The sequence below is a fragment of the Actibacterium sp. EMB200-NS6 genome (assembly GCF_001305615.1).
Lineage (GTDB): Bacteria > Pseudomonadota > Alphaproteobacteria > Rhodobacterales > Rhodobacteraceae > Actibacterium_A > Actibacterium_A naphthalenivorans.
The window spans coordinates 1,706,826-1,729,149 of record NZ_CP010869.1 but is presented as its reverse complement, the minus strand read 5'-3'; the positions used below and the strand labels follow the sequence as shown (position 1 = coordinate 1,729,149).

General features: G+C 65.2%; 23 protein-coding genes. 11 read left to right on the top strand and 12 right to left on the bottom strand.

Annotated elements, in window-relative coordinates; genetic code table 11:
* Nucleotides 1–62 precede the first annotated feature (62 nt).
* Nucleotides 63–374, bottom strand: coding sequence for a PepSY domain-containing protein (locus tag TQ29_RS08470; RefSeq protein ID WP_054538794.1), 312 nt, complete (start codon nucleotides 372–374; stop codon nucleotides 63–65).
* Between the two features lie 243 nt (nucleotides 375–617).
* Here TQ29_RS08470 and ssb point away from each other — a divergent pair, with 243 nt between their 5' ends.
* Both ssb and TQ29_RS08460 read left to right on the top strand, forming a co-directional pair.
* On the top strand, nucleotides 618–1,112 hold the full coding sequence (gene ssb, locus TQ29_RS08465) for a single-stranded DNA-binding protein (RefSeq protein WP_054538793.1): 495 nt from the start codon (nucleotides 618–620) through the stop codon (nucleotides 1,110–1,112).
* A gap of 34 nt (nucleotides 1,113–1,146) precedes the next feature.
* Nucleotides 1,147–2,226, top strand: a complete 1,080-nt coding sequence (locus TQ29_RS08460; RefSeq protein ID WP_054538792.1) for a site-2 protease family protein — start codon at nucleotides 1,147–1,149, stop codon at nucleotides 2,224–2,226.
* Between the two features lie 109 nt (nucleotides 2,227–2,335).
* Here the strand turns inward: TQ29_RS08460 and TQ29_RS08455 are convergent, their stop codons facing one another.
* The 3 genes from TQ29_RS08455 to TQ29_RS08445 form a co-directional block, all read right to left on the bottom strand.
* On the bottom strand, nucleotides 2,336–2,743 hold the full coding sequence (locus tag TQ29_RS08455; RefSeq protein ID WP_157445553.1) for a hypothetical protein: 408 nt from the start codon (nucleotides 2,741–2,743) through the stop codon (nucleotides 2,336–2,338).
* A gap of 135 nt (nucleotides 2,744–2,878) precedes the next feature.
* The gene (aroB, locus tag TQ29_RS08450; protein ID WP_054538790.1) at nucleotides 2,879–3,988 is read right to left on the bottom strand and encodes a 3-dehydroquinate synthase; all 1,110 of its coding nucleotides are present in this window, start codon (nucleotides 3,986–3,988) and stop codon (nucleotides 2,879–2,881) included.
* Between the two features lie 2 nt (nucleotides 3,989–3,990).
* The gene (locus tag TQ29_RS08445) at nucleotides 3,991–4,536 is read right to left on the bottom strand and encodes a shikimate kinase (RefSeq protein WP_082386580.1); all 546 of its coding nucleotides are present in this window, start codon (nucleotides 4,534–4,536) and stop codon (nucleotides 3,991–3,993) included.
* A gap of 125 nt (nucleotides 4,537–4,661) precedes the next feature.
* Between TQ29_RS08445 and TQ29_RS21105 the strand changes: the two genes are divergently transcribed.
* Genes TQ29_RS21105 through TQ29_RS08430 form a run of 4 tightly spaced genes read left to right on the top strand, consistent with a single transcriptional unit; the run spans nucleotide 4,662 to nucleotide 8,606 of the window.
* Nucleotides 4,662–4,796 carry a hypothetical protein gene (locus TQ29_RS21105; RefSeq protein WP_255353416.1) on the top strand — a complete coding sequence of 45 codons (135 nt, stop codon included), beginning with the start codon at nucleotides 4,662–4,664 and terminating at the stop codon, nucleotides 4,794–4,796.
* Nucleotides 4,786–6,315 carry a hypothetical protein gene (locus TQ29_RS08440; RefSeq protein ID WP_054538788.1) on the top strand — a complete coding sequence of 510 codons (1,530 nt, stop codon included), beginning with the start codon at nucleotides 4,786–4,788 and terminating at the stop codon, nucleotides 6,313–6,315. Before TQ29_RS21105 ends, TQ29_RS08440 begins: the two co-directional genes overlap by 11 nt.
* A complete protein-coding gene (locus TQ29_RS08435; protein ID WP_054538787.1) occupies nucleotides 6,312–7,244 on the top strand; it encodes a site-specific tyrosine recombinase XerD in 933 nt (310 codons plus the stop codon). Before TQ29_RS08440 ends, TQ29_RS08435 begins: the two co-directional genes overlap by 4 nt.
* A gap of 51 nt (nucleotides 7,245–7,295) precedes the next feature.
* Complete coding sequence (locus tag TQ29_RS08430) at nucleotides 7,296–8,606, top strand: HlyC/CorC family transporter (RefSeq protein WP_037205420.1); 1,311 nt, start codon at nucleotides 7,296–7,298, stop codon at nucleotides 8,604–8,606.
* A gap of 2 nt (nucleotides 8,607–8,608) precedes the next feature.
* On the opposite strand, the gene TQ29_RS08425 is transcribed toward TQ29_RS08430, so the two are convergent.
* Nucleotides 8,609–10,144: a helicase HerA-like domain-containing protein gene (locus TQ29_RS08425; protein WP_054540378.1), complete on the bottom strand. Its 1,536-nt coding sequence runs from the start codon at nucleotides 10,142–10,144 to the stop codon at nucleotides 8,609–8,611.
* 429 nt (nucleotides 10,145–10,573) lie between these two features.
* Between TQ29_RS08425 and TQ29_RS08420 the strand changes: the two genes are divergently transcribed.
* Nucleotides 10,574–11,182 (top strand): invasion associated locus B family protein, encoded by a 609-nt coding sequence (locus tag TQ29_RS08420; protein ID WP_054538786.1) that lies wholly within the window; start codon nucleotides 10,574–10,576, stop codon nucleotides 11,180–11,182.
* A gap of 83 nt (nucleotides 11,183–11,265) precedes the next feature.
* Here TQ29_RS08420 and TQ29_RS08415 read toward each other — a convergent pair whose 3' ends face one another.
* The 4 genes from TQ29_RS08415 to TQ29_RS08400 all read right to left on the bottom strand — a co-directional run bounded on the left by TQ29_RS08415 (nucleotide 11,266) and on the right by TQ29_RS08400 (nucleotide 15,553).
* Entirely contained in the window at nucleotides 11,266–12,474 is a 1,209-nt protein-coding gene (locus TQ29_RS08415) for a beta-ketoacyl synthase (protein WP_037205417.1), read from the bottom strand.
* Nucleotides 12,471–12,737: an acyl carrier protein gene (locus tag TQ29_RS08410; protein ID WP_037205416.1), complete on the bottom strand. Its 267-nt coding sequence runs from the start codon at nucleotides 12,735–12,737 to the stop codon at nucleotides 12,471–12,473. The genes TQ29_RS08415 and TQ29_RS08410 overlap by 4 nt, the downstream gene beginning before the upstream one ends.
* 33 nt (nucleotides 12,738–12,770) lie before the next feature.
* On the bottom strand, nucleotides 12,771–13,862 hold the full coding sequence (gene lpxD / locus TQ29_RS08405; RefSeq protein ID WP_054538785.1) for a UDP-3-O-(3-hydroxymyristoyl)glucosamine N-acyltransferase: 1,092 nt from the start codon (nucleotides 13,860–13,862) through the stop codon (nucleotides 12,771–12,773).
* Between the two features lie 77 nt (nucleotides 13,863–13,939).
* Complete coding sequence (locus tag TQ29_RS08400) at nucleotides 13,940–15,553, bottom strand: murein L,D-transpeptidase (protein ID WP_082386579.1); 1,614 nt, start codon at nucleotides 15,551–15,553, stop codon at nucleotides 13,940–13,942.
* Nucleotides 15,554–15,883: 330 nt separating this feature from the next.
* Here TQ29_RS08400 and TQ29_RS08395 point away from each other — a divergent pair, with 330 nt between their 5' ends.
* Entirely contained in the window at nucleotides 15,884–16,450 is a 567-nt protein-coding gene (locus TQ29_RS08395; RefSeq protein WP_054538784.1) for a DUF882 domain-containing protein, read from the top strand.
* A gap of 63 nt (nucleotides 16,451–16,513) precedes the next feature.
* Here TQ29_RS08395 and TQ29_RS08390 read toward each other — a convergent pair whose 3' ends face one another.
* Nucleotides 16,514–17,179, bottom strand: a complete 666-nt coding sequence (locus TQ29_RS08390) for a cytochrome b/b6 domain-containing protein (RefSeq protein ID WP_207642701.1) — start codon at nucleotides 17,177–17,179, stop codon at nucleotides 16,514–16,516.
* Entirely contained in the window at nucleotides 17,172–18,815 is a 1,644-nt protein-coding gene (locus TQ29_RS08385) for a tetrathionate reductase family octaheme c-type cytochrome (protein ID WP_054538783.1), read from the bottom strand. The genes TQ29_RS08390 and TQ29_RS08385 overlap by 8 nt, the downstream gene beginning before the upstream one ends.
* Before the next feature lie 261 nt (nucleotides 18,816–19,076).
* Between TQ29_RS08385 and TQ29_RS08380 the strand changes: the two genes are divergently transcribed.
* The 3 genes from TQ29_RS08380 to TQ29_RS08370 are packed head-to-tail and all read left to right on the top strand — an operon-like array spanning nucleotide 19,077 to nucleotide 21,978.
* Nucleotides 19,077–20,297 carry an NAD-dependent epimerase/dehydratase family protein gene (locus tag TQ29_RS08380; RefSeq protein ID WP_054538782.1) on the top strand — a complete coding sequence of 407 codons (1,221 nt, stop codon included), beginning with the start codon at nucleotides 19,077–19,079 and terminating at the stop codon, nucleotides 20,295–20,297.
* Nucleotides 20,294–21,127: a glycosyltransferase gene (locus TQ29_RS08375; RefSeq protein WP_054538781.1), complete on the top strand. Its 834-nt coding sequence runs from the start codon at nucleotides 20,294–20,296 to the stop codon at nucleotides 21,125–21,127. Before TQ29_RS08380 ends, TQ29_RS08375 begins: the two co-directional genes overlap by 4 nt.
* Nucleotides 21,124–21,978: an NAD(P)-dependent oxidoreductase gene (locus TQ29_RS08370; RefSeq protein WP_054538780.1), complete on the top strand. Its 855-nt coding sequence runs from the start codon at nucleotides 21,124–21,126 to the stop codon at nucleotides 21,976–21,978. Before TQ29_RS08375 ends, TQ29_RS08370 begins: the two co-directional genes overlap by 4 nt.
* On the opposite strand, the gene TQ29_RS08365 is transcribed toward TQ29_RS08370, so the two are convergent.
* Complete coding sequence (locus TQ29_RS08365) at nucleotides 21,975–22,310, bottom strand: zinc ribbon domain-containing protein (protein WP_054538779.1); 336 nt, start codon at nucleotides 22,308–22,310, stop codon at nucleotides 21,975–21,977. The genes TQ29_RS08370 and TQ29_RS08365 overlap by 4 nt on opposite strands.
* Between the last annotated feature and the right edge of the window lie 14 nt (nucleotides 22,311–22,324).

Below are 22,324 nucleotides of genomic sequence, written 5' to 3'. Positions count from 1 at the left end.
CGATGGCCCCGGGGCCGGCCGTCAGCGCGCGGCGGATCGGCTGCCGCGCGCCTTTGCCGTGATCAGTCGTCCGCCTTGCTGCGCAGGATGTTCAGCCCCTTGTCGAGGTAAAGCTCGAACCGCTTCCCGTTCTTCAGCGCGTGGGCTTCGAACCGGCCGTCTTCCTGCTCGAGCCTGCGCAGCTCGTAGCCATCGGCCTTAAGACGGGTGCGGACACGCTCGGTGTTTTCGTGGCGCATCTGTTCGGTATAGCCGCTGCGCGCCTGCCCGGCGGTCTCGCCGCGCGAGCGTTCGGCGCCGCTGGCCAGGGCGGCCCCGGCGACAAGGGTCGCCGCGGCGGTCAGGGTGATGGTGCGAAAGGTGGGAAAGCGCATGTTCGAGGCTCCTGTCATATGCAGCCGGGTCAGTCCGGCGCTGGGGCCAAACTGGCTGCCGCGCCGGGGTTCGGGAATAAACCGGAGGATGGAGGCCGGGCCGGACGGCGGCCGTATATCTTCGGTTTACGCGCGGTTTTCCACAAATGCGGGGCCCTGCCCGCGAAGTTTCACCTTCCATTAACCTTGCCGGGATGGTGTAACCGGAGCAGACAAACGGAACGGATTCTACGGGAGCGACGCATGGCTGGATCGGTGAACAAGGTAATTCTGGTGGGCAACCTGGGCCGAGACCCGGAGGTGCGGAGCTTTCAGAATGGCGGCAAGGTCTGCAACCTGCGGATCGCCACATCCGAAAACTGGAAAGACCGCAACACCGGCGAGCGGCGGGAAAAGACCGAATGGCACTCGGTCGCGATCTTTTCGGAACCTCTGGCGCGGATCGCCGAGCAATATCTGCGCAAAGGCTCGAAAGTGTATATCGAGGGCCAGCTCGAAACCCGCAAATGGCAGGATCAGAGCGGCGCCGACCGCTATTCGACAGAGGTTGTGCTGCGCCCCTACAAGGGCGAGCTGACGCTTCTGGATAGCCGCGGCGAAAGCAGCGGCGGTGGCGGCGGCGGTCAGGGTGGCGGCTATGGCGGCGGCTACGATTCCGGCCGGTCGGAGCGTGATTTCGGCGGCGGCCCCTCGGGCCCGGCGCCGGCAGGCGATCTGGATGACGAAATCCCGTTCTGAGTCCCTCCGTCTTCCCTGACAAAAGGCGCGGCCCATGACCTGGTCCTTTCCCATCGGCAGATTGTTCGGCACCGAGCTTCGGGTGCATGCCACCTTCTTTCTGCTGCTGCTGTGGATCGGCGCGGCGGCCTATATGGTAGGCGGCACGCCGGCAGCGGTGGAAAACATCCTGTTCGTGATCGCGCTTTTCGCCTGCGTGGTGGCGCATGAGTTCGGCCATGCGCTGACCGCGCGCCGTTACGGGATCAAGACGCCCGATGTCACGCTTTTGCCTATCGGCGGCATGGCGCGGCTGGAACGGATGCCGGAAAAGCCGCTTCAGGAAATCACGGTGGCGCTGGCCGGGCCGGCGGTGAACATCGTGATCTACCTTGTTCTGGCGCTGATCTTCGGTGTCGAAACCCGGCTGGAGGCGCTGGCGGCGATCGAAAACCCGGCACAAAGCTTTCTGGGCCGTCTGGCGGCGGTGAACCTGTTCCTGGCGCTGTTCAACCTGTTGCCCGCCTTCCCGATGGATGGCGGCCGCGTGTTCCGCGCGGTGCTGGCCCTGTTCATGGACCGGGTGCAGGCCACCCGGATCGCCGCCACGGCGGGCCAGTTCCTGGCCTTCGCCCTGGGTTTTCTGGGCCTCACCTCGGGCAACCCGGTGTTGCTGCTGATCGCGATTTTCGTGTTCATGGCGGCGGCGGCCGAAAGCTCCGATGTGGCCCTGCGCGACATGGCGAAAAACCTGCTGGCGCGCGAGGCGATGATCACCGCCTTCGAAAGCCTGCGGCCCGACGACGGGATACAGGCGGCGTCGGCCGCGCTGATCCGTACCACGCAGCACGAATTCCCGGTGCTGGACAGCGATGGCACGCTGAAAGGGTTTGTCACCCGCAACGCGATTTTCCAGGCCGCCGCGGGCGATCAGCCGCCGCGAAAAATGGCCGACATCGTGACCACGGGCATCCCCTCGGTGGCGCTGACCGCGCGGCTCGACAAGGCGCTCGACGGGCTGTCCCAGGGCAATGCCCCCGCCGTGGCGGTGACGGATCAGGCGGGCCGGATGATCGGTTATATCACCCGAGAGAATATCGGCGAGCTGATGGTGATCAGCGGCCGCAAGCGCTGAGGCGCGGCCTGAGAGTCGCCGCCCAGTCAATTGATTGCAAAAGAAAATGCCCCGGCGCATGGCGCCAGGGCATAACGGCATCGGCAACGTGGCGCGATGCTTCGAAAGATCAGGCCTCGCCCTTGGCCGCCTCGGCGTCCATCCGGGCCAGCTTTGCCTGCAGGGTCGCCATTTCGGCGGATTCCATGCTGGCCTTGGCCACTTCGGATGCGGCCTCGGCATAGCGCTCGGCCCGCTTGGCGCGCCCCTCAAGGCGCGCGACATCGCGCTCGTGCATCCACGCCTTTACCTTTTCCTCGGGATCGTCGAGCCAGTTGGCCACGTCATCCCGCGCGGTCTTGAGCGATGCCTGAGCCTTTTCCGCGTTCTTTTCCAACACCTCAAGCTGCTCTGCGGCCACATCGCGCGCATCCTCGGCGCTTTCGGCGATCCTGGCAGAGACCGATTTGAGCCGGGCCTCGCTATCTTTCAGAAGTTCGCGCAGTTTGATGCTGTATTTGGTGATGATGTCCGACATCGGATGTTCCATCTATGAAGTGACAGACGTCGTGCTGCCCCGCATGCCCAGTTATCGGGCTGTGCGCAAAGAGCTATCGGCGCCACCACGGGGCAGCCATGATCCACATCAAGATTTCTGCCAAGCAGCGTAGGCTCAGGCGGCAGAGTCCGCCAGCACCGACCGGACCGCGCCCAGATCCACGTCGGAGGTCACGAAAGCCGCGCCGATCCCGCGCGCCAGAATGAAGCGCAGCTTGCCGTCGAGCACCTTCTTGTCCTGCCCCATCAGCGCGATCAGCGCATCGGCATCGGGCAGCGCGCCGGGAATGTCGGACAGGTCTTTCTTCATGCCCATCTGCGCCAGATGGGCACGCACGCGTGACGGCTCTTCCTGGCTGCACAGCCCCATGCGCGACGACAGATCAAAGGCCAGCGCACAGCCTATGGCCACGCCTTCGCCATGCAGCAGACGATCGGAATAGCCTGTGGCGGCCTCCAGCGCGTGGCAGAAGGTGTGGCCCAGGTTCAAGAGCGCGCGGTCGCCCTGCTCCGTCTCGTCGCGCACCACGATGTCGGCCTTCATCTCGCAAGACCGGCGCACCGCACGGGCGCGCGCGGCGCGATCGCCCCGGGCCAGCGCCGGACCCTCGGCCTCGAGCCAGTCAAAGAACGCCGCATCGCCCAGCAGCCCGTATTTCACCACCTCGCCGTATCCCGCCAGAAAATCGCGCGGTGGCAGGGTTTCCAGAACGGCAATGTCGGCCAGCACCAGCGAGGGCTGGTGAAACGCGCCGATCAGGTTCTTGCCGTGGGGCGAGTTGATGCCGGTCTTGCCGCCGACCGAGCTGTCGACCTGCGCCAGAAGCGAGGTCGGGATCTGTACGAACCGCACCCCGCGGCGCAGGACGGCCGCCGCGAACCCGGCCAGATCGCCGATCACCCCGCCGCCAAGCGCCACTACCACGTCGCGGCGCTCGACCTTCTGTTCGATCAGCCATTCGACGGCGCGGGTGAACTGCGGCCAGCTTTTGGTCGCCTCGCCCGGCGGCAGGATCAGCGCGGCCATGTCGATGCCGGCAGCCGCCAGCCCGGCGCGCAGCGGCTCGAGATGCAGGGCGGCGACATTCTCGTCGGTCAGCACGGCAACGCGCGGCCGGTGCAGCAGCGGGGCGATCTCGGCCCCGGCGCGGGCGATCAGCCCGGTGTCGATGCGAATGTCATAGGCCCGGTCGCCCAGCGGCACTTGTACGGTTTCCAGCGCCATGCTCAATCCTTCCCCAACACGTCGGGCCGTTTCTTCAGCGCGTCGATCACCGCGTCGGCCATGTCATCCACGGAGTATTCGTCGCGCGCCTCCACCACCAGATCGGCCGTCGCGTAGAATGGCACCCGCGCCTCGTAGATCTCGCTCAGGGTGCGGTAGGGATCGGAGGTGCGCAGCAGCGGTCGGGTGTCCTTGTGGCGCACCCGGTTCCACAGCAGCGGCAAATCGGCCTTCAGCCAGACCGCCACCCCCTTTTCGGAAATCGCCCTGCGGTTCTGCTCCGACAGGAACGCGCCGCCGCCGGTGGACAGAATGCAGCGCTCGGTTTCCAGCAGGCGGGAAATCACCTGCGATTCCTTGCGCCGGAAGAACGCCTCGCCATCGCGTGCGAAAATCTCGGCGATCGACATGTTGGCGGCTTTCACGATCTCTTCGTCACTGTCCAGGAACGGAACCCCGAGACGCCGCGCAAGGCTGGTGCCGACCGCTGTCTTTCCGGCCCCCATCATGCCGACCATCACCACCGTTTTCTTCAACCGCCAGCCCAAGTTGGGCAACCTCTCGCCAAGTATTTCAAATTTCGTTCCTCAATGGCGTGAACTCGGCCGGAATTCCATATATAATCGGCATTAATTCATCACACCGCAGAAGCGGGGCAATAAAGGCAGGCATTATGGGGCGAATTCTGAAGGCGCTTGTTCTTCTTCTTCTGTTGGGCTTTGTCGCGCTTGTCGGCTTTGCCTATCTGGGCGATCTGCGTCCGGACAGACAGGAAGTCAGACAACCGGTGACACTGGATGCGGACTAACATCGCGGTTCTGGCGCTTGGCCTTGCCCTTGGGGGCACCGGCCTGAGGGCCGAAGAGCCGCTTTCGGCGATCGACTGGCTGTCCAACTCGGTCTCCGCGCCGCGGGCTCCGGCCCCTTTGGGCGAAGCCGATGTCGCCGACAGCGCCGCGCCCGAAACCATCACCGTCACCGCGCTCGACGCGCCCAGCCGCGATGCTGTGGGCCTGTTGCCCGCCGCGGCCACCGGCCTGCCCCGTGGCCTGTGGGGCACCACCCCCGAGGCCGAGCTTGCCCGCCTGATCGGCGCGGCACATGTAGAGGCACTGCCCTCGGTGCAGGCCCTGCTCTACACGCTGTTGCTGGCCGAGCTTGATCCGCCGGCGGATGCCGATGGCAAGGATCGCCTGCTGCTGGCCCGGCTCGACAAGTTGCTGGATCTCGGCGCGGTGGAGGCGGCGCAGGCGCTGCTGGAGCGGGCCGGCCCGACCGACCCGGCGCTGTTCCGCCGCTGGTTCGACGTGTCCCTGCTGACCGGGCACGAGGATCGCGCCTGCGCCGCCATGCGCGCCGCGCCGGGCATCGCCCCCACCTTTCCCGCCCGCATCTTCTGTCTGGCCCGCGGTGGCGACTGGAATGCCGCGATGCTGACGCTGGAGACGGGCAAGGCGCTGGGATATATCGCGCCCGAGGATGACGCGCTGCTGCTGCGCTTTCTCGATCCCGAATTCGCCGACGGGGCCGACCCGCTGCCCGCCCCGCCCCGGCCCAGCCCGCTGGTCTTTCGGATGATGGAGGCGATCGGCGAACCGCTGCCCACCGCGCCGCTTCCGCTGGCCTTCGCGCAGGCCGACCTGCGCTCCACCGCCGGGTGGAAACCGCGGGTGGAGGCCGCCGAACGCCTGGCCCGCAGCGGCGCCATCGCCCCCAACCGGCTGCTGGGCGTCTATACCGAACGTCTCCCGGCCGCCTCCGGCGGGGTCTGGGACAGGGTTGAGGCGGTTCAGCAATTCGACGTCGCCGTGCTGTCGGGCGATCCGGTCGCGGTGGCCAACGCGCTGCATCCGGCCTGGGAACAGATCACCGGGGCCGGGCTCGAGGCGCCTTTCGCGCAGCTTTACGGCGAGCGGCTGGCCCGCATCCCGCTGAGCGGCAAGGTGGCGGCGCTGGCCTTTCGCATCGGGCTGCTGTCGGACGGGTACGAAGCCATCGCCCGCGCCCACACGCCGCAGGACAGCACCGAGGCGTTTCTGAAAGCGCTGGCCATGGGCGATCTGTCGCAACAGCGCGCCGCCGGGCAAACCGCGATGGCGGTGCAGGAGGCCTTTGCCGACGCGCCGCTTGCCCCCGCCTTCGCCGCGAATCTGCGCGACGGCAATACCGGCGAGGCCATTCTCAAGGCGATCCGCCTTGTCGGCGACGGCGCGCGCGGCGACGTGACCGACGTGACCGACGGCCTGGCGCTGTTCCGCCGGGTCGGGCTGGAAGAGGTGGCGCGCCGTGCCGGGCTGGAACTGATGATTCTGGAGCGGCGCGGATGACCCCCGAAAGCGCGCGCTGGGTGCAGAGTTTTCTGGAAGCCCAGGCCGCAGAGCTGGATGCGGCCACCAATACACAGCTCGCCTATGCCCGCGATCTGAAGGATTTCGCGGGCTGGCTGGAAGGCCGGGCCAAGGCATTCGACACGGCCGGCCGTGAGGATGTCGAGGCCTATCTGATCTTCTGCGATGCCCAGGGGCTGGCCCGCGCCACCCGCGCCCGGCGCCTGTCGGCGATCCGGCAGCTTTACCGCTTTGCCTTCGACGAAGGATGGCGCACCGACAATCCGGCGCTGCAGATCAAGGGCCCCGGCAAGGAAAAGCGCCTGCCCAAGACCCTGAGCCTCGAAGAGGTGGACAGGCTGCTGGATGCCGCCGGGACCGGCCGCGACCGGCTGCGCAACACCTGTCTGATGCAGCTTCTCTACGCCACCGGCATGCGGGTCAGCGAGCTGGTCTCGCTGCCGGCGTCGGCGGCGCGGGGCGATCCGCGCATGCTGCTGATCCGCGGCAAGGGCGGCAAGGAACGGATGGTGCCCCTGTCGCCGCCGGCGCGCGCGGCGCTGGCCGCCTGGCTGGCGCATCGCGACGCGGCCGAAGAGGCCGCCAAGGCCGACGGGCGCAAGGCCAGCCGGTTCCTGTTTCCCACACGGTCGAAAGACGGCCACCTGACCCGGCACCGCTTCTATGCGCTGATCAAGGAGCTTGCCGTGGCGGGCGGGGTCGATCCCGCCAAGGTCACGCCGCACACGCTGCGCCACGCCTTCGCCACCCATCTGCTGGCTGGCGGCGCCGATCTGCGGGTGATCCAGACGCTGCTGGGCCACGCCGATATCTCCACCACCGAGATCTATACCCATGTGCTGGACGAGCGGCTCAGGCAACTGGTGCTCGAACATCACCCGCTGGCGCGCGATCCCACAGTCTCTTGATCGCGCGGCGCGGCGCGCCCATAAGTCGGATGAACAGCTTCCGGAACCCCCATGACCACCATCCCTGCCCTTGATACCGCTTTCTGGCTGACCTGCGCCGGCATCCTTGGCCTGCTGATCCTGTCTGCCTTCTTTTCCGGCTCCGAAACCGCGCTGACCGCCGCCTCGCGCGGCAAGCTGCGCGCGCAGGCCGACAGGGGGTCGAAGGGCGCCGAGGCGGCGCTGAAGATCACCGAGGATAACGAGCGGCTGATCGGCTCGGTCCTGCTGGGCAACAACCTGGTGAATATCCTGGCGGCCTCGCTGGCCACCTCGCTGTTTACCCGGATGTTCGGCGATACCGGCGTGGCGCTTTCGACGCTGGTGATGACGCTGCTGGTGCTGATCTTCGCCGAGGTGCTGCCAAAGACCTATGCCATCACCAATGCCGAAACCGCCGCCGCGCGGGTTTCGCCGGTGATCCGGCTGATCATCCTGATCTTCTCGCCCGTCGTCGGGGCCGTGCGCGCGCTGGTGCGCGGGGTGCTGTCGCTGTTCGGCGTGCGGATCGACCCCGACAGCCACATCCTGGCGGTGCGCGAGGAAATCGCCGGCGCGCTTCAGCTTGGCCATTCCGAGGGTGTGGTGGAAAAGGAAGACCGTGACCGCATCCTGGGCGCGCTGGATCTGAGCGATCGCACGGTCGAGGAGATCATGCTGCACCGCTCCAACATCGAGATGCTGGACGCCTCCGAGCCGCCCGAGGTGCTGCTTTCGAAATCGCTGGAAAGCCCGCACACCCGCCTGCCGGTGTTCCGTGACGAACCCGAGAACATCGTGGGCGTGATCCACGCCAAGGATCTGCTGCGGGCGATGAACAAGCTGATGCGCGGGCCCGATGCCTCGGCCGACGCGCTGGCGGCGTTCAAGGTGCTGGACGTGGCGATGAAGCCCTACTTCGTGCCCGAGACCACCACGCTCGACGATCAGATGCGCGAATTCCTGCGCCGCCGGACCCATTTCGCGCTGGTGGTCGATGAATATGGCGCGCTGCAGGGGCTGATCACGCTGGAGGACATTCTCGAAGAGATCGTGGGCGAAATCACCGACGAATTCGACATCGACGCCGAGCATCCGATCCGCCGCTCCGACGACGAGGGGCATTTCCTGGTGGATGGCGCCATGACGATCCGCGACCTCAACCGCGCCACCGACTGGAACCTGCCCGATGACGAGGCCAACACCGTCGCCGGGCTGGTGATCCACGAGGCGCAGATGATCCCGTCCGAAGGGCAGGTCTTCAGCTTTCACGGCTTCCGCTTCGAAGTCTGCGCGCGCAAGGACAACCGGATCACCCGGCTGAAGATCAGGCCGCTGGAGTGATCCTAGCGCCCCTTGAACAGCCCGCCCAGAATGCCGCGCACGATGCGCCGCCCGGTGGTGCCCTTCAGCTCTTTGATAACGGCCTCGCTCAGCGCCGATCCCAGGCTGTCGTCCCGGCTGGAACGTGATGATGACCGGCTGACGCGCGTGCCCGAATAGCGCCGCCCGGCCTTGTAGTCACGCTCGGCGGCGCTGGCCTCTTCTTCCGCGCGTTCGGCCTCCTGCGCTGCGCGGGCGGCGTCTTCGGCGCGTTGGGCCAGCATCTCATGGGCCGACAACCGATCGAGCGTCGCCTCGTATTTCCCCGCCACCGGCGAGGCCGCCATCACCGCCGCGCGCGCGGCCGCGTCCAGCGGGTCGAGCTGTGACGAGGGCGGGCGGATCAGGGTGCGCTCCACCACGCCCGGCACGCCCTTCTTCTCGAGCATCGAGGTCACCGCCTCGCCCACGCCGACCTCGCGGATCGCGTCTTCGGTCGAGAAGCGCGGGTTGTCGCGATAGGTCTCCGCGGCCATGCGCAGCTCCTTGCGGTCTTTCGCGGTAAAGGCGCGCAGCGCGTGCTGAAACCGGTTGCCAAGCTGGCCGAGGATATCTTCGGGGATGTCGGCCGGGTTCTGGCTGCAGAAATAGACGCCGACCCCCTTTGACCGGATCAGCCGCGCCACCTGTTCCACCTTGTCCACCAGCGCCTTGGGCGCGTCGTCGAATAACAGATGCGCCTCGTCGAAGAAGAACACCAGCTTCGGCTTGTCGGGGTCGCCCACCTCTGGCAGTTCCTCGAACAGCTCCGACAAGAGCCACAGCAGAAAAGTCGCGTAAAGCCGGGGCGAGCCCATCAGCCTGTCGGCCGCCAGCACGCTGATCCGGCCGCGCCCGTCGGCATCGCATTGCATCAGGTCCGCCAGATCCAGCGCCGGTTCGCCGAACAACAGCGCCCCGCCCTGGTTTTCCAGCACCAGCAGCCGCCGCTGGATTGCCCCGATCGAGGCGGTGGACACGTTGCCGTAGCGCAGCGACAGATCGCCCCGGTTTTCCCCGACCCAGACCAGCAGCGCCTGCAGATCCTTGAGATCCAGCAACGGCAGCCCCTGTTCGTCCGACACGCGGAAGGCGATGTTCAGCACGCCCTCCTGCGCCTCGGACAGCTCCAGCAGGCGCGAGAGCAGCAGCGGGCCCATCTCGGCGACCGTGGTGCGCACCGGGTGGCCCTGTTCGCCGAACAGATCCCAGAAGGTGACCGGAAAGCCCGCGTATTCGAGGCTCAGACCGATGGTCCTGGCCCGTTCGGTGAAGGCGCCATGCAGCTTGAAGTTTTCCGATCCGGGCGCGGCCAGCCCCGAAAGATCACCCTTGATGTCGGACAGGAACACCGGAACGCCCGCCGCCGAAAACCCTTCGGCCAGGATCTGCAGGGTCACCGTCTTGCCGGTTCCGGTGGCCCCGGCGATCAGCCCGTGGCGGTTAGCGTAGCCCAGCTTCAGGGTCTGGGGGGTGCCGTATCCCTCGCCACCGCCGCCGATGAAAATTCCGTCGCTCACCACCAAACACTCCCTCTGTCGGCATTTTTGTTGCGGTCAAAATACTTACTTAACGTTTCTGCGCCAGTGTTGATCTGTCCCCGCCGTCGCGGGGGCTGGACTTCCTCCCTGTCAGACTGGCCGCGCCCTCTTTGGCGCGGCCATTTTTCCGGCCAGTTCCCGACGCCGTGAGCGGGCGGAAATTCCTGTTGACCCATGCGACCATTCGCCGTAGCGTTTCGCCCAATGACTAAGTCGGCCAGTCCGACGGGGAGCAAAAACAAGGGAAAGGGGTCTTTCGGGGCCCTTTTTTCATGCGCGTTTTCAGCCACCCGGCCAAGCGGCGCAATTTTGCCGAAACCGCGCGGGTTTCCCCGCGCTTTCGGCCTGACACCGGCCTGGCCCCGTGTTAAATGCTCCGGCAACGACCGGAAAACCCGAAGGACCAAGATGCGAAACCTATTCAAGACCCTGGCCCTGGCAATGCCGCTGGCGATGGCGAGCCCGCTCTTTGCCCAGGATAGCGACACCCCGACGGAACAGCCCGGTGCGGCCACGCCGGCCGACCCCGGCATCTCGATGGGCGAGGAGGCCGCCGACGATAAGGTCGGCGAAACTTATATCAAGCAAAGCTTCGAAGACTGGCACATGCGCTGCGTCCATGCCCCCGAAGGGCAGGAAGATCCGTGCCAGCTCTATCAGCTTCTGAATGATGAAACCGGCAACCCCGTCGCCGAGATAAGCATCTTCACCCTGCCCGAAAGCGCCGGCGCCGCGGCCGGTGCCACCATCGTGACGCCGCTGGAAACCCTGCTGACACAGCAGGTGCGCCTGTCGGTCGACAGCAACCCCGCCAAGCGCTATCCGTTTTCCTGGTGCAGCGCCGCGGGCTGTTTCGCCCGCATCGGGTTCACCCCGGAAGAAATCAGCGGGTTCAAGCGCGGCGCGAAGGCCAAGCTGACGATCGTGCCGGTCGTCGCACCGGATCAGACCGTGGACCTGTCGCTGTCGCTCAAAGGTTTCACCGCGGGCTATGACGCGCTGGTGGCCTCGAACTGAGCCGCTCCCGCGCCGCCGGAATGCAGAACGCCGCCCCCGAGAAGGAGGGCGGCGTTTTCATTTGTCGCGGCTTGCCCGCCCGATCAGATCCGGCGCAGCGCCAGAACCGCGTTCAGCCCGCCAAAGGCAAAGGCGTTTGACAGCGCCACGTTGACCTCTGCCCGGCGCGCCTCGTTCGGCACCACGTCGAGCGTGCATTCCGGGTCCGGCTCCTCATAGCCGATCGTGGGCGCCACGATGCCGTCGCGCAGCGCCATGATGCAGGCCAGAAGCTCGACCGCGCCGGTGGCGCCGATCAGGTGGCCGTGCATCGACTTGGTCGAGGAAATCATCAGCCGGTCGGCATGGGCGCCGAACACATCAGCCACCGCCGCGCATTCGGTCTTGTCATTGGCGGCGGTGCCGGTGCCATGAGCGTTGATGTAATCCACATCCTCGGGCTTCAGCCCGGCGTCACGGATCGCCCCGGCGATGGCCCGTGCCGCGCCCTGTTTGCTGGGCATCACGATGTCGGAGGCGTCCGACGTCATCGCGAAACCGATCACCTCGGCCAGCATCGTGGCGCCGCGCGCCCTGGCATGTTCGTATTCCTCGAACACGAAAATCGCCGCGCCCTCGCCCTGAACCATGCCGTTGCGGTTGGCCGAGAACGGGCGGCAGGCATCCTTCGACATCACCCGCAGCCCTTCCCAGGCCTTGATGCCGCCGAAACACAGCATGCTTTCGGTGCCGCCCGTCACCATCACCCGGCTGGCGCCGGAACGGACAAGCTGAAACGCCTGGCCCATCGCGTGGTTGGACGAGGCACAGGCGGTGGCCACCGTGAAACTCGGCCCCTTGAGATTGTATTCCATCGACACGTGGCTGGCCGCGGCATTGTTCATCAGCTTCGGCACGACGAAGGGATGAACGCGGTTCTTGCCCTCTTCGTAGACGCTGCGGTAATTTTCATCCAGCGTGTTCATGCCGCCGCCGGACGTGCCCAGAACCACGCCCGCCTGCGCCGCAAGCTCGCCCGAAAAGGTCAGCCCCGACTGGCCGATCGCCTCTTTCGCGGACAGCAGGGCAAACTGCGTGAACCGGTCATAAAGCGCGATCTGCTGGCGGTTGAAATGCTCTTCGGGCAGGTAGTCATGCACCTGGCCACCGATGCGGATCGACAGCCGTTCGACATCGCGCATCACCAGATCGCCGATACCGCAGCGGCCCTCGGCCATGGCGGCGAAGGTGTCCGGGGCGGAATGGCCGAGCGCATTGATCGTGCCCTGACCGGTAATGACGACGCGCTTCATGCCTTCTGTTCAGCCACGAGGCCCTCGACCGCTGTCACGATGGCCGCCACCGACGAGATATCGAAATCGCTTTCGCTCGGGTCGTTGGCGTTGAACGGCACCTGAATGTCAAAGGCCTCTTCGATGGCGAAAATCGCCTCGACCAGCCCCAGACTGTCGATTCCCAACCCCTCCAGAGTGCTGTCCATCGTCACGTCGGACACCTCGAGAACGGCCTGATCGGCAATGATCCGAAGAACCTGATCCTTTACAGTATCTGACATGCGCGCTTCTCCCGCTCAGGCTTTGCCGTTGATTTAGTCTTTCTGCTCGGGCTTTGAAACCGCTTTTTGCAGCTCCGCCACCTGGGCGAACAGGCGCGGCAGGCGGCGCAGGTCCTTGTAGGCCTGTACCTGGCTTTCCATCTTCATCGCCGGATAGCCCAGCAGCGCCCGGCCGGAAGGCACGTTCGACAGGATCTTGGTCGCCCCGCCGGCCACCACATCGCTGCCGATCGTCAGATTGTCACTGACCCCGACCTGCCCGCCGAACACCACCCGGTCGCCTACCGTGGTCGAGCCCGCGATACCGACCTGCGCGGCAAAAAGGCAATCCTCGCCCACCACCACGTTATGGGCCAGATGCACCAGATTGTCGATTTTGCAGCCGTTGCCGATGCGCGTGTTACGGATGGTGCCGCGGTCGAAGGCGGCGTTGGCGCCCACCTCGACATCATCGCCGATCTGCACCGAGCCGAGCGAGTGGATGCGGGTCCAGCTTTGCCGGGCGGCCTGCGCCACCTGGCCCAGGTTTTCGCGCACGGTTTCGACGGTGGATTTTTCCGGCGTCACGAAAGACAGCCCGTCGGCGCCGATCACCGCGCCGGGCTGGGCGATGAAACGGTCACCGATCTTCACCCGCGCGCCGATGCGCACCCCCTGCATCAACAGAGCGTCGGCGCCCAGCACCGCATCCTCGGCGATGCTGACATGCGACGCGATCCGCGCCCCCGCCCCGAGTCTCGCCCGCGCGCCGATCACCACGAAGGGGCCGATGGCGGCGCCCGCGCCGATCTGTGCGGAGGGGTCGATCACCGCGCTGGGGTGAATGCCGGCGGCGATTTCGGGGCCCTTGTCGAGCATCCGGGTCAGCCCGGAAAGCGCATAGCGCGGGCGTGGCACGAAGATCGCGGCCGCCAGCCCCAGCGCGCGCCAGTCGGCGCCGTCCCACAGCACCGCCGCGCGGGCCTGACCCTTTGCCAGACCTTCGGCATATTTCGGCGCCATGGCGAGCGCCAGATCGGATGTGGCCGCCTCGGCCGGTTCGGCCACGCCGGTGACCGGCAGGGTGTCATCGCCCTCTGTCCGCGCGCCAAGCGCATCGGCGATTTCCCGGATCGTATAAGACATGAACCCCCTTTTCAGCGGCAAGCCGACAGGCCCCGGCACAAGACCGGCGCCCGAAATCCGCGCGTCTGGCCCGAGGCTTAGCCCCGAACGGCCCGAAGCGCTACCCCGGCCTGGTTGAGCGCGGCGAAAATTCTGGCGTCGCGCCCGTACACATCCCGGCGGAACTGCACCCGGCCCTTGGGCTGGGTCTGCGCCGTGCGATAGATGATGTGCACCGGCAGCGGCCGCGCCAGATTGACCTGGGTTTCACGCCGCGTTTCCAGCTTTTCGTGGAAAAACGCCTCGGGGTCGGCGACCTGTCCGTCCAGCAGCGCATAGGCGAAATCGAACGGATCGTTCAAGCGGATGCAGCCGTGCGAAAACGCCCGCGCCTCACGCGCGAACAGCGATTTCTGCGGCGTGTCGTGCAGGTAGATGTTGTAAGGGTTGGGGAACATGAATTTCACCAGCCCCAGCGCATTGCCCTGCGAGGGGGGCTCTTTCATGTTGAACGGAAAGTTGCGCTCGTTGAACTGCGAGAAATCCACCGCCGAGCGGCTGACGACCTGCCCGCTGGCATTGATCAGCCGCAGATGGTTCACCGCATGCGGGTTCTTCTTGAGCAGCGGCAGGTATTCCTTGGTGGCGATCGAGCGCGGCACGTTCCATGTCGGGTTGATGATCATGTGATCCATCACGTCGGAGAATTCCGGCGTGCGTCGATCATCGCTGTTCTGGCCGACGACCGAGCGGGTCTGGAACAGCACCTTGTCGTTTTCCATGATCCGGGCGTGGTAGTCGGTGATGTTCACCAGAACGTGCCGACCGCCACGATCGTCCCCCATCCAGCGTTCCCGTTCCATCGCGACGATGACCTGCTGCAGGCGCAGGCTTGCGGGCTGGTTGATCTCTTTCAGCGTAACCTCGCCGGCAACGCCATCGGCGAACAGGCCGTGATCAAGCTGGAATGCCTGAACCGCCTTTTGCAAGGTGGCGTCATAGGTCTGGGTCGCTGTGCGCTTGAGATAGCCCATCGCGATCAGCCGGTCGCGCAGGGCCACCACGCGCGCGCCGTTTTCGCCGGGCTTCAGCGCGCCGGTGCCCGGCACCTCCGCGCCCCAGCCGCCCTGCCCCAGCACCCGCTCCAGGCGCAGCTTTTCGGCCAGAAGCCGGTTATATTCCGGGCTTTTCGGGGTCAGGTTCCGCAGATAGCCGCGCGGCGAGCTTTTCGAAAACGCCACGAGCTGCGCCAGACGGTCGCGGCGCGGCGGGCGGCGTTTGATGTCATCATCCACGGCAGAGGGGGTCAGAACCCCGGTCTGGATGTCCTGCGCGTATTGCACGAACATCCGGCTCGCCTCGACTTCGGCGCGGCCGCGGTCCTGATCGGTTCTGGCGCTGCGGAACAGGGCGGCAAGCTGATCGCCATCATAGCGTTTGACCGGAAGCCCGTGATCGGCGGCCCCGCTCAGCGCCTTGAGGAAGGCGGTGCGGCGGGCCCGATCGGCGGAGGATGTCCAGAGCGGCTTGTAATCGCGCGCGCGATAGAATTCCGCCAGATCCTTGTCCGATGCGGCGCTTTCGGCCACGGCGATCTTGAAGCCCGCCGACTGGGCCACGGCGGATACCGCCAGCCCGCCGGACGATACCAGAACAAAGGCCAACAGGGCCAGAACACGAACGAAGACCGGCCGTGCCGCTACGATAACCATGGTTTATTCACCCTCACACACATTCCATTTCACGCCGTTTCGCGCGCAAACCACATCTACCCCGAAGCGCCGCGCGGATGTCCACTCACATCTTCGCGCGACGTAAAATGTAAATTTCAACTGTTGCATATGATCCGCGCCGGCCCGGAATCCACATAAACACGAAAATTGGGCGGGAATTTGCCGGTTCCCCTTGAAAATCGGACCGGCGAACAATTGCCAACTTGGCCCAAGATTCGAATTGTGGCATAAACTGTACACGCTTGGGGATTATTCAGCTTTCACGTCGCACATAAGTGACGGAGCAGAGACGGGGCAGACGCACAACAAATGAACTTCTCGACATCCGGCATCACGCGGCGCGGCCTTCTCGGCGCTTTCGCCGCCACCACGGTTGCAGCCGCACCCACCTATTCCAATGCGTTCGGCCTTTTGCGCGGCGCGGGCGACATTCGCTCCATCGCGATGTATTCGGGCCGGACGGGCGAACGGATCAACACGATCTACTGGATCGAAGGCAGCTACATCAAGGAAGCCGCCAAGGAAATCAATCACTTCATGCGCGACTGGCGGGTCGACAGCGCCAAGGTGATGGATCTGCGCACGATCGATATCATGGCCGCCGCGCACCGGCTGATGGACACGACAGAGCCCTATATGCTGCTGTCAGGCTATCGCAGCCCGCAGACCAACGCGATGCTGCGCTCCAAATCGCGCAACGTGGCCAAGAACTCGCTGCACATGAAGGGCCAGGCGGCGGACCTGCGGCTTGAGAACCGGTCGGTCAACCAGATCTACAATGCCGCCACCAGCTGTAACGCGGGCGGGGTGGGCAAATACTCCGGCTCGAACTTCGTGCATATGGATTGCGGCGATATCCGCACCTGGGGCCGCTGACCCCCGCTAACGGGGAACACATTCAAAAAGCGCCGCGGTTTCGCGGCGCTTTTGCTTTGCGGATCAGGGTTTGATCCGCGCCGGTTCGTCCGCCTCCAGATAGGCCACCTCTTCGGGTGTCAGTGCCACGGTATCATAGCCGGTGATCATCGGGCGCACATGTTCGCGGAACGAATGGCCCACCGTCAGCAGATAGACATGCGCCACCACGAAGGCGGCAATGGCATAGGCGGCCAGGATATGCAGATTGGCCACCACCTGCAGCCAGAACGACGCGTCGGGCGTGGTTTCCCAGAAGTTATAGGTCAGATAGATCAGCCCGCTGATCCAGATCGCCGGGAACAGGATCAGCTTCAGCGCCAGATAGGTCAGTGCCTGCAGCGGGTTGTGCTTGCGCCAGTAGGCCTTGCGGTAGGGATGATGCTCGCCCTTGAAGATCCCGTAGGTATAGAATTTGGCGACCTGCCACAGCCCGTTGGTGCTGGGCACGTAATGCACCCAGGTGCCGGTGGTGAAATGCCAGAAGATCGCGAAGACCCACAGCACGATCAGCGCCAGCGCGGCGATCGTATGCAGCATCACCGCCGGGCCGAAGGGAACAAGCCCGTGCAGCCCGTTCAGCCCCAGCCCGGTGAACAGCAGCACGAAGATCAGCGCCATCTGTGTCCAGTGCCAGAACCGTTCGAACCGCGGATAGACCTTGACCTTGCGTTCCGTCAACTCACTCATGGGTGCCTCCCTTGCGGCCGGTGAACAGGCGGATCGCGGCATGGCCCGCGACGCCCACGATGGCCAGCGCCAGAATCGCCAGCCCCAGGATGCCGCCCGGCCCCATTGGATCCCGCCCCGGCATGTAGAATCCGGCCAGATTGGCCAGCCGCCCCTCTCTGGCATGGCAGGCGTCACATTCCAGCGCATCCTCGGCCGGCGCCACCATATGGGTGATCGGCCAGTACATATGCGTGTCGACAAAGCCGAACTTGCCGGAATACTCCGCCCCCGCCGCCTTCATGCCGGCGTCGATCGCCTTGGCCCAGTCGAAATTCGTCCAGAAGGCGGTGTCGGTCGTCGGCCCCCAGACATGGCTGTAGACCAGCCTGTTCAGCTCTGAATCATAGGCCTGCCGCCCGATCATCCGCTTGAACGGCCAGATCCGGGAAACGCCATCCCCGGCCTCGCCGAAGATCTTGTTCACCTCGACCACCTGCGACGGATCTATGGTCTGATCGCCGGTGGTGTATTCCACCTGCCCGTCGAACCAGCTGTAATAGGGCACCACATTCTCGCCCCACTCGAAATCACCCTTGATGGAAAGATAGGTGTGCAGCTCCTTGCCATCGCTCTGGGTATAGCCCTCGATGCTCATGGGCTGACCGTCCGCCGTCAGCTTGCCGGCGGTGGACCAATCCCATTTGGTCTTGGTGGCCACGCCGCCGCGGGCGAATTCCGGGATGTGGCAGGTCTGGCAGGCCACCTTGTCGGTGTGGTCGTTCAGCTTCATGCCCTTGATGTTCACCGGGTGCGGTTCATTGCCATGGCAGCTTTCACAGGTGGCCACGTCGCGGCGCATGCCCGGCAGGCCGGTGCCTTCGGTATCATGGGCGGTGACGTTGTAGCGGCTTCCGGCAAAGACATGCTTGTCGCTGACATGGCAGGTGGAACACTGAAAATTCAGCCCGTCGGAGGCCATGTGCACATCCACCGACCGGTCCGGCTCATAAAGCGCGGATGACAGATCGCCGTGTTTCACATTGTCGCCGCCGCCGCCGTAGAAATGGCACTGGCCACAATTCTCGCGCCCCGGCAGGCCGACGCTTTGCGCCGATTTCGCCAGATCCACGGCCCAGGCGGGCTCTCCGGTGATGGTGGTGCCCTTCGGCTCCATCGGCGGGTGCCCTGCCCCGGTGGCCAGTTTGGTATATTGCCCGGATGTGTCATGGCACACCAGGCAATCCACCCGTGCCGGATCGGCCGGCGGCGGGCTGGACATATCGTCCCAGCCATAGCCGGTGTGGCAGCTGGTACAGCGGGCCTCGTTCGACACCACGTTGCCGCAGAAGGCGTTGATCACATTCTTCTTGCCCAGAAGCTGCCCCGTCGCCGGGTTGTCATATTCCCATTTCCAGTGGATCGAGTGCATCATCTGATCGCTCGCCTCGGTGTGGCAGGTCAGACAGGCGGCCGTCACCTCTGGGCCGGAGGTGAATTCCTTTTGCAATATCTCGAATTTGCTGTGGTCAGCGGTGCTTTGGCCGGCCGTGCTCTGGTCAGCGGCGCTCTCTGCCTCCTGCGCGGCGGCCGGACCCGCCCATGCCACAAGCGCCGTCAGCGCTAAGGCCACGAACCGGGAACAGATATGTCGCATGCTGGCACCTCCCAAACAGCAGGGGGCGCGTTTCCATCCATAAGCCTAATTGAATATGTGTGATTTCGCCAACCCCTTTTACGCAGCAAAATGCCGCGCCGCCCTCCCGCCGCCCGGCAAACCGCCGCCGAGCCCCGCCACCGCCCTTGCAATCGGGCGCCTGACACAAAACTTTCAAATGACATTTACATGCGTCATCCTTATCGGAGACGGAAAATCATGCCCGCGGGCAAGAAGAGCAGCATCCGAAAGGAGAGACCCATGAAAATTGCAGTACTCGGCGGAGACGGTTTCTGTGGCTGGCCCACATCGCTTCACCTGTCTGAACAGGGGCATGAGATCCACATCATCGACAACCTCTCGCGCCGCTGGATCGACACCGAGCTGGGGGTGCAATCGCTCACGCCTATGGATTCGATCCAGGAACGCTGCCGCATCTGGAAAACCCTGACCGGAAACGAGTTGCATTTCCACCTGCTCGATCTCGCCAAGGAGTATGAGCGTCTGCGCCAGTGGCTGGCCGAGGAAAAGCCCGACGCGATCATCCATTTCGCCGAACAGCGCGCCGCGCCCTATTCGATGAAATCCGACCGGCACAAGGTCTACACCGTCAACAACAACGTCAACGCCACGCATAACCTGCTGACGGCAATGGTGGAAACCGGCATCGACGCGCATCTGGTGCATCTGGGCACGATGGGCGTTTACGGCTATTCCAGTGTCGGGGCGGCGATCCCCGAAGGCTATCTGGATGTAGAGATCGAGAACCTCGAGGGCGAGAAGAAGGGGCTGGAGATCCTCTATCCCACCAAGCCCGGCTCGGTCTATCACATGACCAAATCGCTCGATCAGATCCTGTTTCAGTTCTACGCCCAGAACGACGGCGTGCGCATCACCGATCTGCATCAGGGCATCGTCTGGGGCACCCATACCGATCAGACGCGGCGCCACGAACAGCTGATCAACCGGTTCGATTACGATGGCGATTACGGCACGGTGCTGAACCGCTTCCTGATCCAGGCCGCCATCGACTATCCGCTGACCGTGCATGGCACCGGCGGTCAGACCCGCGCCTTCATCCACCTGCAGGATTCGGTGCGCTGCATCGAGCTGGCGCTGTCGGACGCGCCCAAAGCGGGCGACCGGGTGAAGATCTTCAATCAGATGACCGAAACCCACCGGGTGCGCGATCTGGCCGAGATGATCGCGCGCATGACCGGCGCCAAGGTCGCCTATCTGCCCAACCCGCGCAAAGAGGCCGAGGCCAACGACCTGATCGTAAGGAACGAACAGTTCCTGGCGCTGGGGCTGGATCCGACCACCCTGCAGGAAGGGCTGCTGGACGAGGTCGTCGAGGTGGCGAAGAAATACGCCCACCGGATCGACCGCAGCCGCGTGCCCGCCGTCAGCGCCTGGACGAAAGACATCGCCAAGCGCGTGGAAACCGATCCCGAAGGCAAGCGGCTGAAATCCGTTTCATGACGGGTCTCCACCCGGACGGCCCGGCGCGCGGCGATTGCGCCTATGCCACCCTTGTGACCAACGCGGATTTCGCGTTGGGGGCAAAGGCGTTGCTGCGCTCTCTGGTGCTCAGCGGCACGACGGCCGATCTGGTGGTGCTGCACACCGGCGGGGTGGCGGCCGAAGATCTCGCCCCCCTTTCGGCGCTTGGCGCGCGGCTGGTGCGCACCGATCTGCTGCCCACCTCGGATGCCTTCAACGAGGCCCACGCCAAGGCAAAGCTGCACGCCGCCGCGCCTTTCACCAAGGGCACCAAACCGGGCTTTCACACTCCGCTGGACAATTTCGCCAAGCTGCGGCTGTGGCAGCTCGATTACGCGCGGGTGGTGTTTCTGGATGCCGATACGCTGGTGCTGCGGAATGTCGACAAGCTGTTCAGCTATCCCGAATTCTGCGCCGCGCCCAATGTCTATGAAAGCCTTGCCGATTTTCACCGGATGAATTCCGGCGTCTTCACCGCGCGCCCGTCGCAGGCCACGTTCGACGCGATGCTGGCGCGGCTCGATGCGCCCGGCGCCTTCTGGCGGCGCACCGATCAGACCTTCCTTCAGGCCTATTTCCCTGATTGGCACGGGCTGCCGGTGTTCTGCAACATGCTGCAATATGTCTGGTTCGCCATGCCCGATTTATGGAGCTGGCCCGACATCCGCATCCTGCATTTCCAATATGAAAAGCCCTGGCAAGATCATGAAAAGGCGGAAAAACTGCGCCCGCTGATCGACCTGTGGCGCGCCTATGCCGGCGATGGCCCGGTGCCGGCGCTGGATGATCTGCCGGAGCCCGCGCGATGAAGCTGGCCATAACCGGCGGCGCCGGGCTCGTCGGCCGGTTCCTGATGGAAGAGGCGCTGGCGGCAGGGGACGATGTGATCCTTCTCAGCCGTCTCGCCCCTGCCCCCGGCTTTTTCCCGGCCCCGGTTACACATCGCCCCTTCGCCCTTGGCGACCGGCCCGATCTGTCGGGCGTCGATGTCGTGATCCACTGTGCCTTTTCCCATATCCCCGGCCGTTACCGAGGCGGCGAAGGCGATGATCCCGACGGGTTCACCCGCGCCAATCTGGATGGCTCGATCGCGCTGTTCGAAGCCGCCAAAGCCTCCGGCGTGCCACGGCTGCTGTTCCTGTCCACCCGTGCGGTCTATGGCTCCTACCCTGACGGCACGGTGCTGACCGAGGATATGGCGCCCAGGCCCCTGACCCTCTACGGCGAGGTGAAATGGCTGGCCGAACAGGCGCTGGCCGGGCTGGCCGGGCCGGATTTCGCGCCGACCGTGCTGCGCGCCACGGGGGTCTACGGCCCCGCAGGGCCGGGGCAGCCGCATAAATGGGCCAATCTTTTCGCCGATTTCGCCGCCGGCCGCCCGATCGCGCCCCGCGCCGGAACAGAAGTGCATGGCGAGGATCTGGCCGCCGCCGTGCGGATCCTCCTGAGCGCCGCGCCGGGCACCTACAACCTGTCGGACATCCTGCTGGACCGGCACGATCTGCTGGCGCTGGTCGCCGCCCATACCGGCATCACCACGCCCCCGCCGCCGCGCGCCGACGCGCCGGTCAGCCAGATGCAGACCGACCGCATCCGCGCCCTGGGCTGGCGCCCCGGCGGCATGGACAAGCTGCGCGCGACGCTGCCCGCGTTGCTTTAGTGCGAGATCATCCAGGGCCGTTTCTTCGGAAAGCTTTTCGACCCGTCCGGGCGATAGAGCGTGCCGGGATTGATCTTCGCCCCCGCGCCGCCGCTGCAGCATGAACACCCCGGCCCATGGGCCGATTTCTTCGGGCTGTCGGCGCTGCGCTCATTGGTTTCATGGGCCTTTCGGGTGGCACTGCTGACCGCCGAGAGCTTCGGCGCGGTCATCAGCACCCGCGGCGCCGGGGCGGCGCAGGCCGGGCAATCGCAGGGCTCGGCATAGCGCGCCAGCGGGGCCATGGCGGTGAACGGGCCGCAATCGTCGCACCAGTATTCATAGATCGGCATCGGGTTTCCTTTCG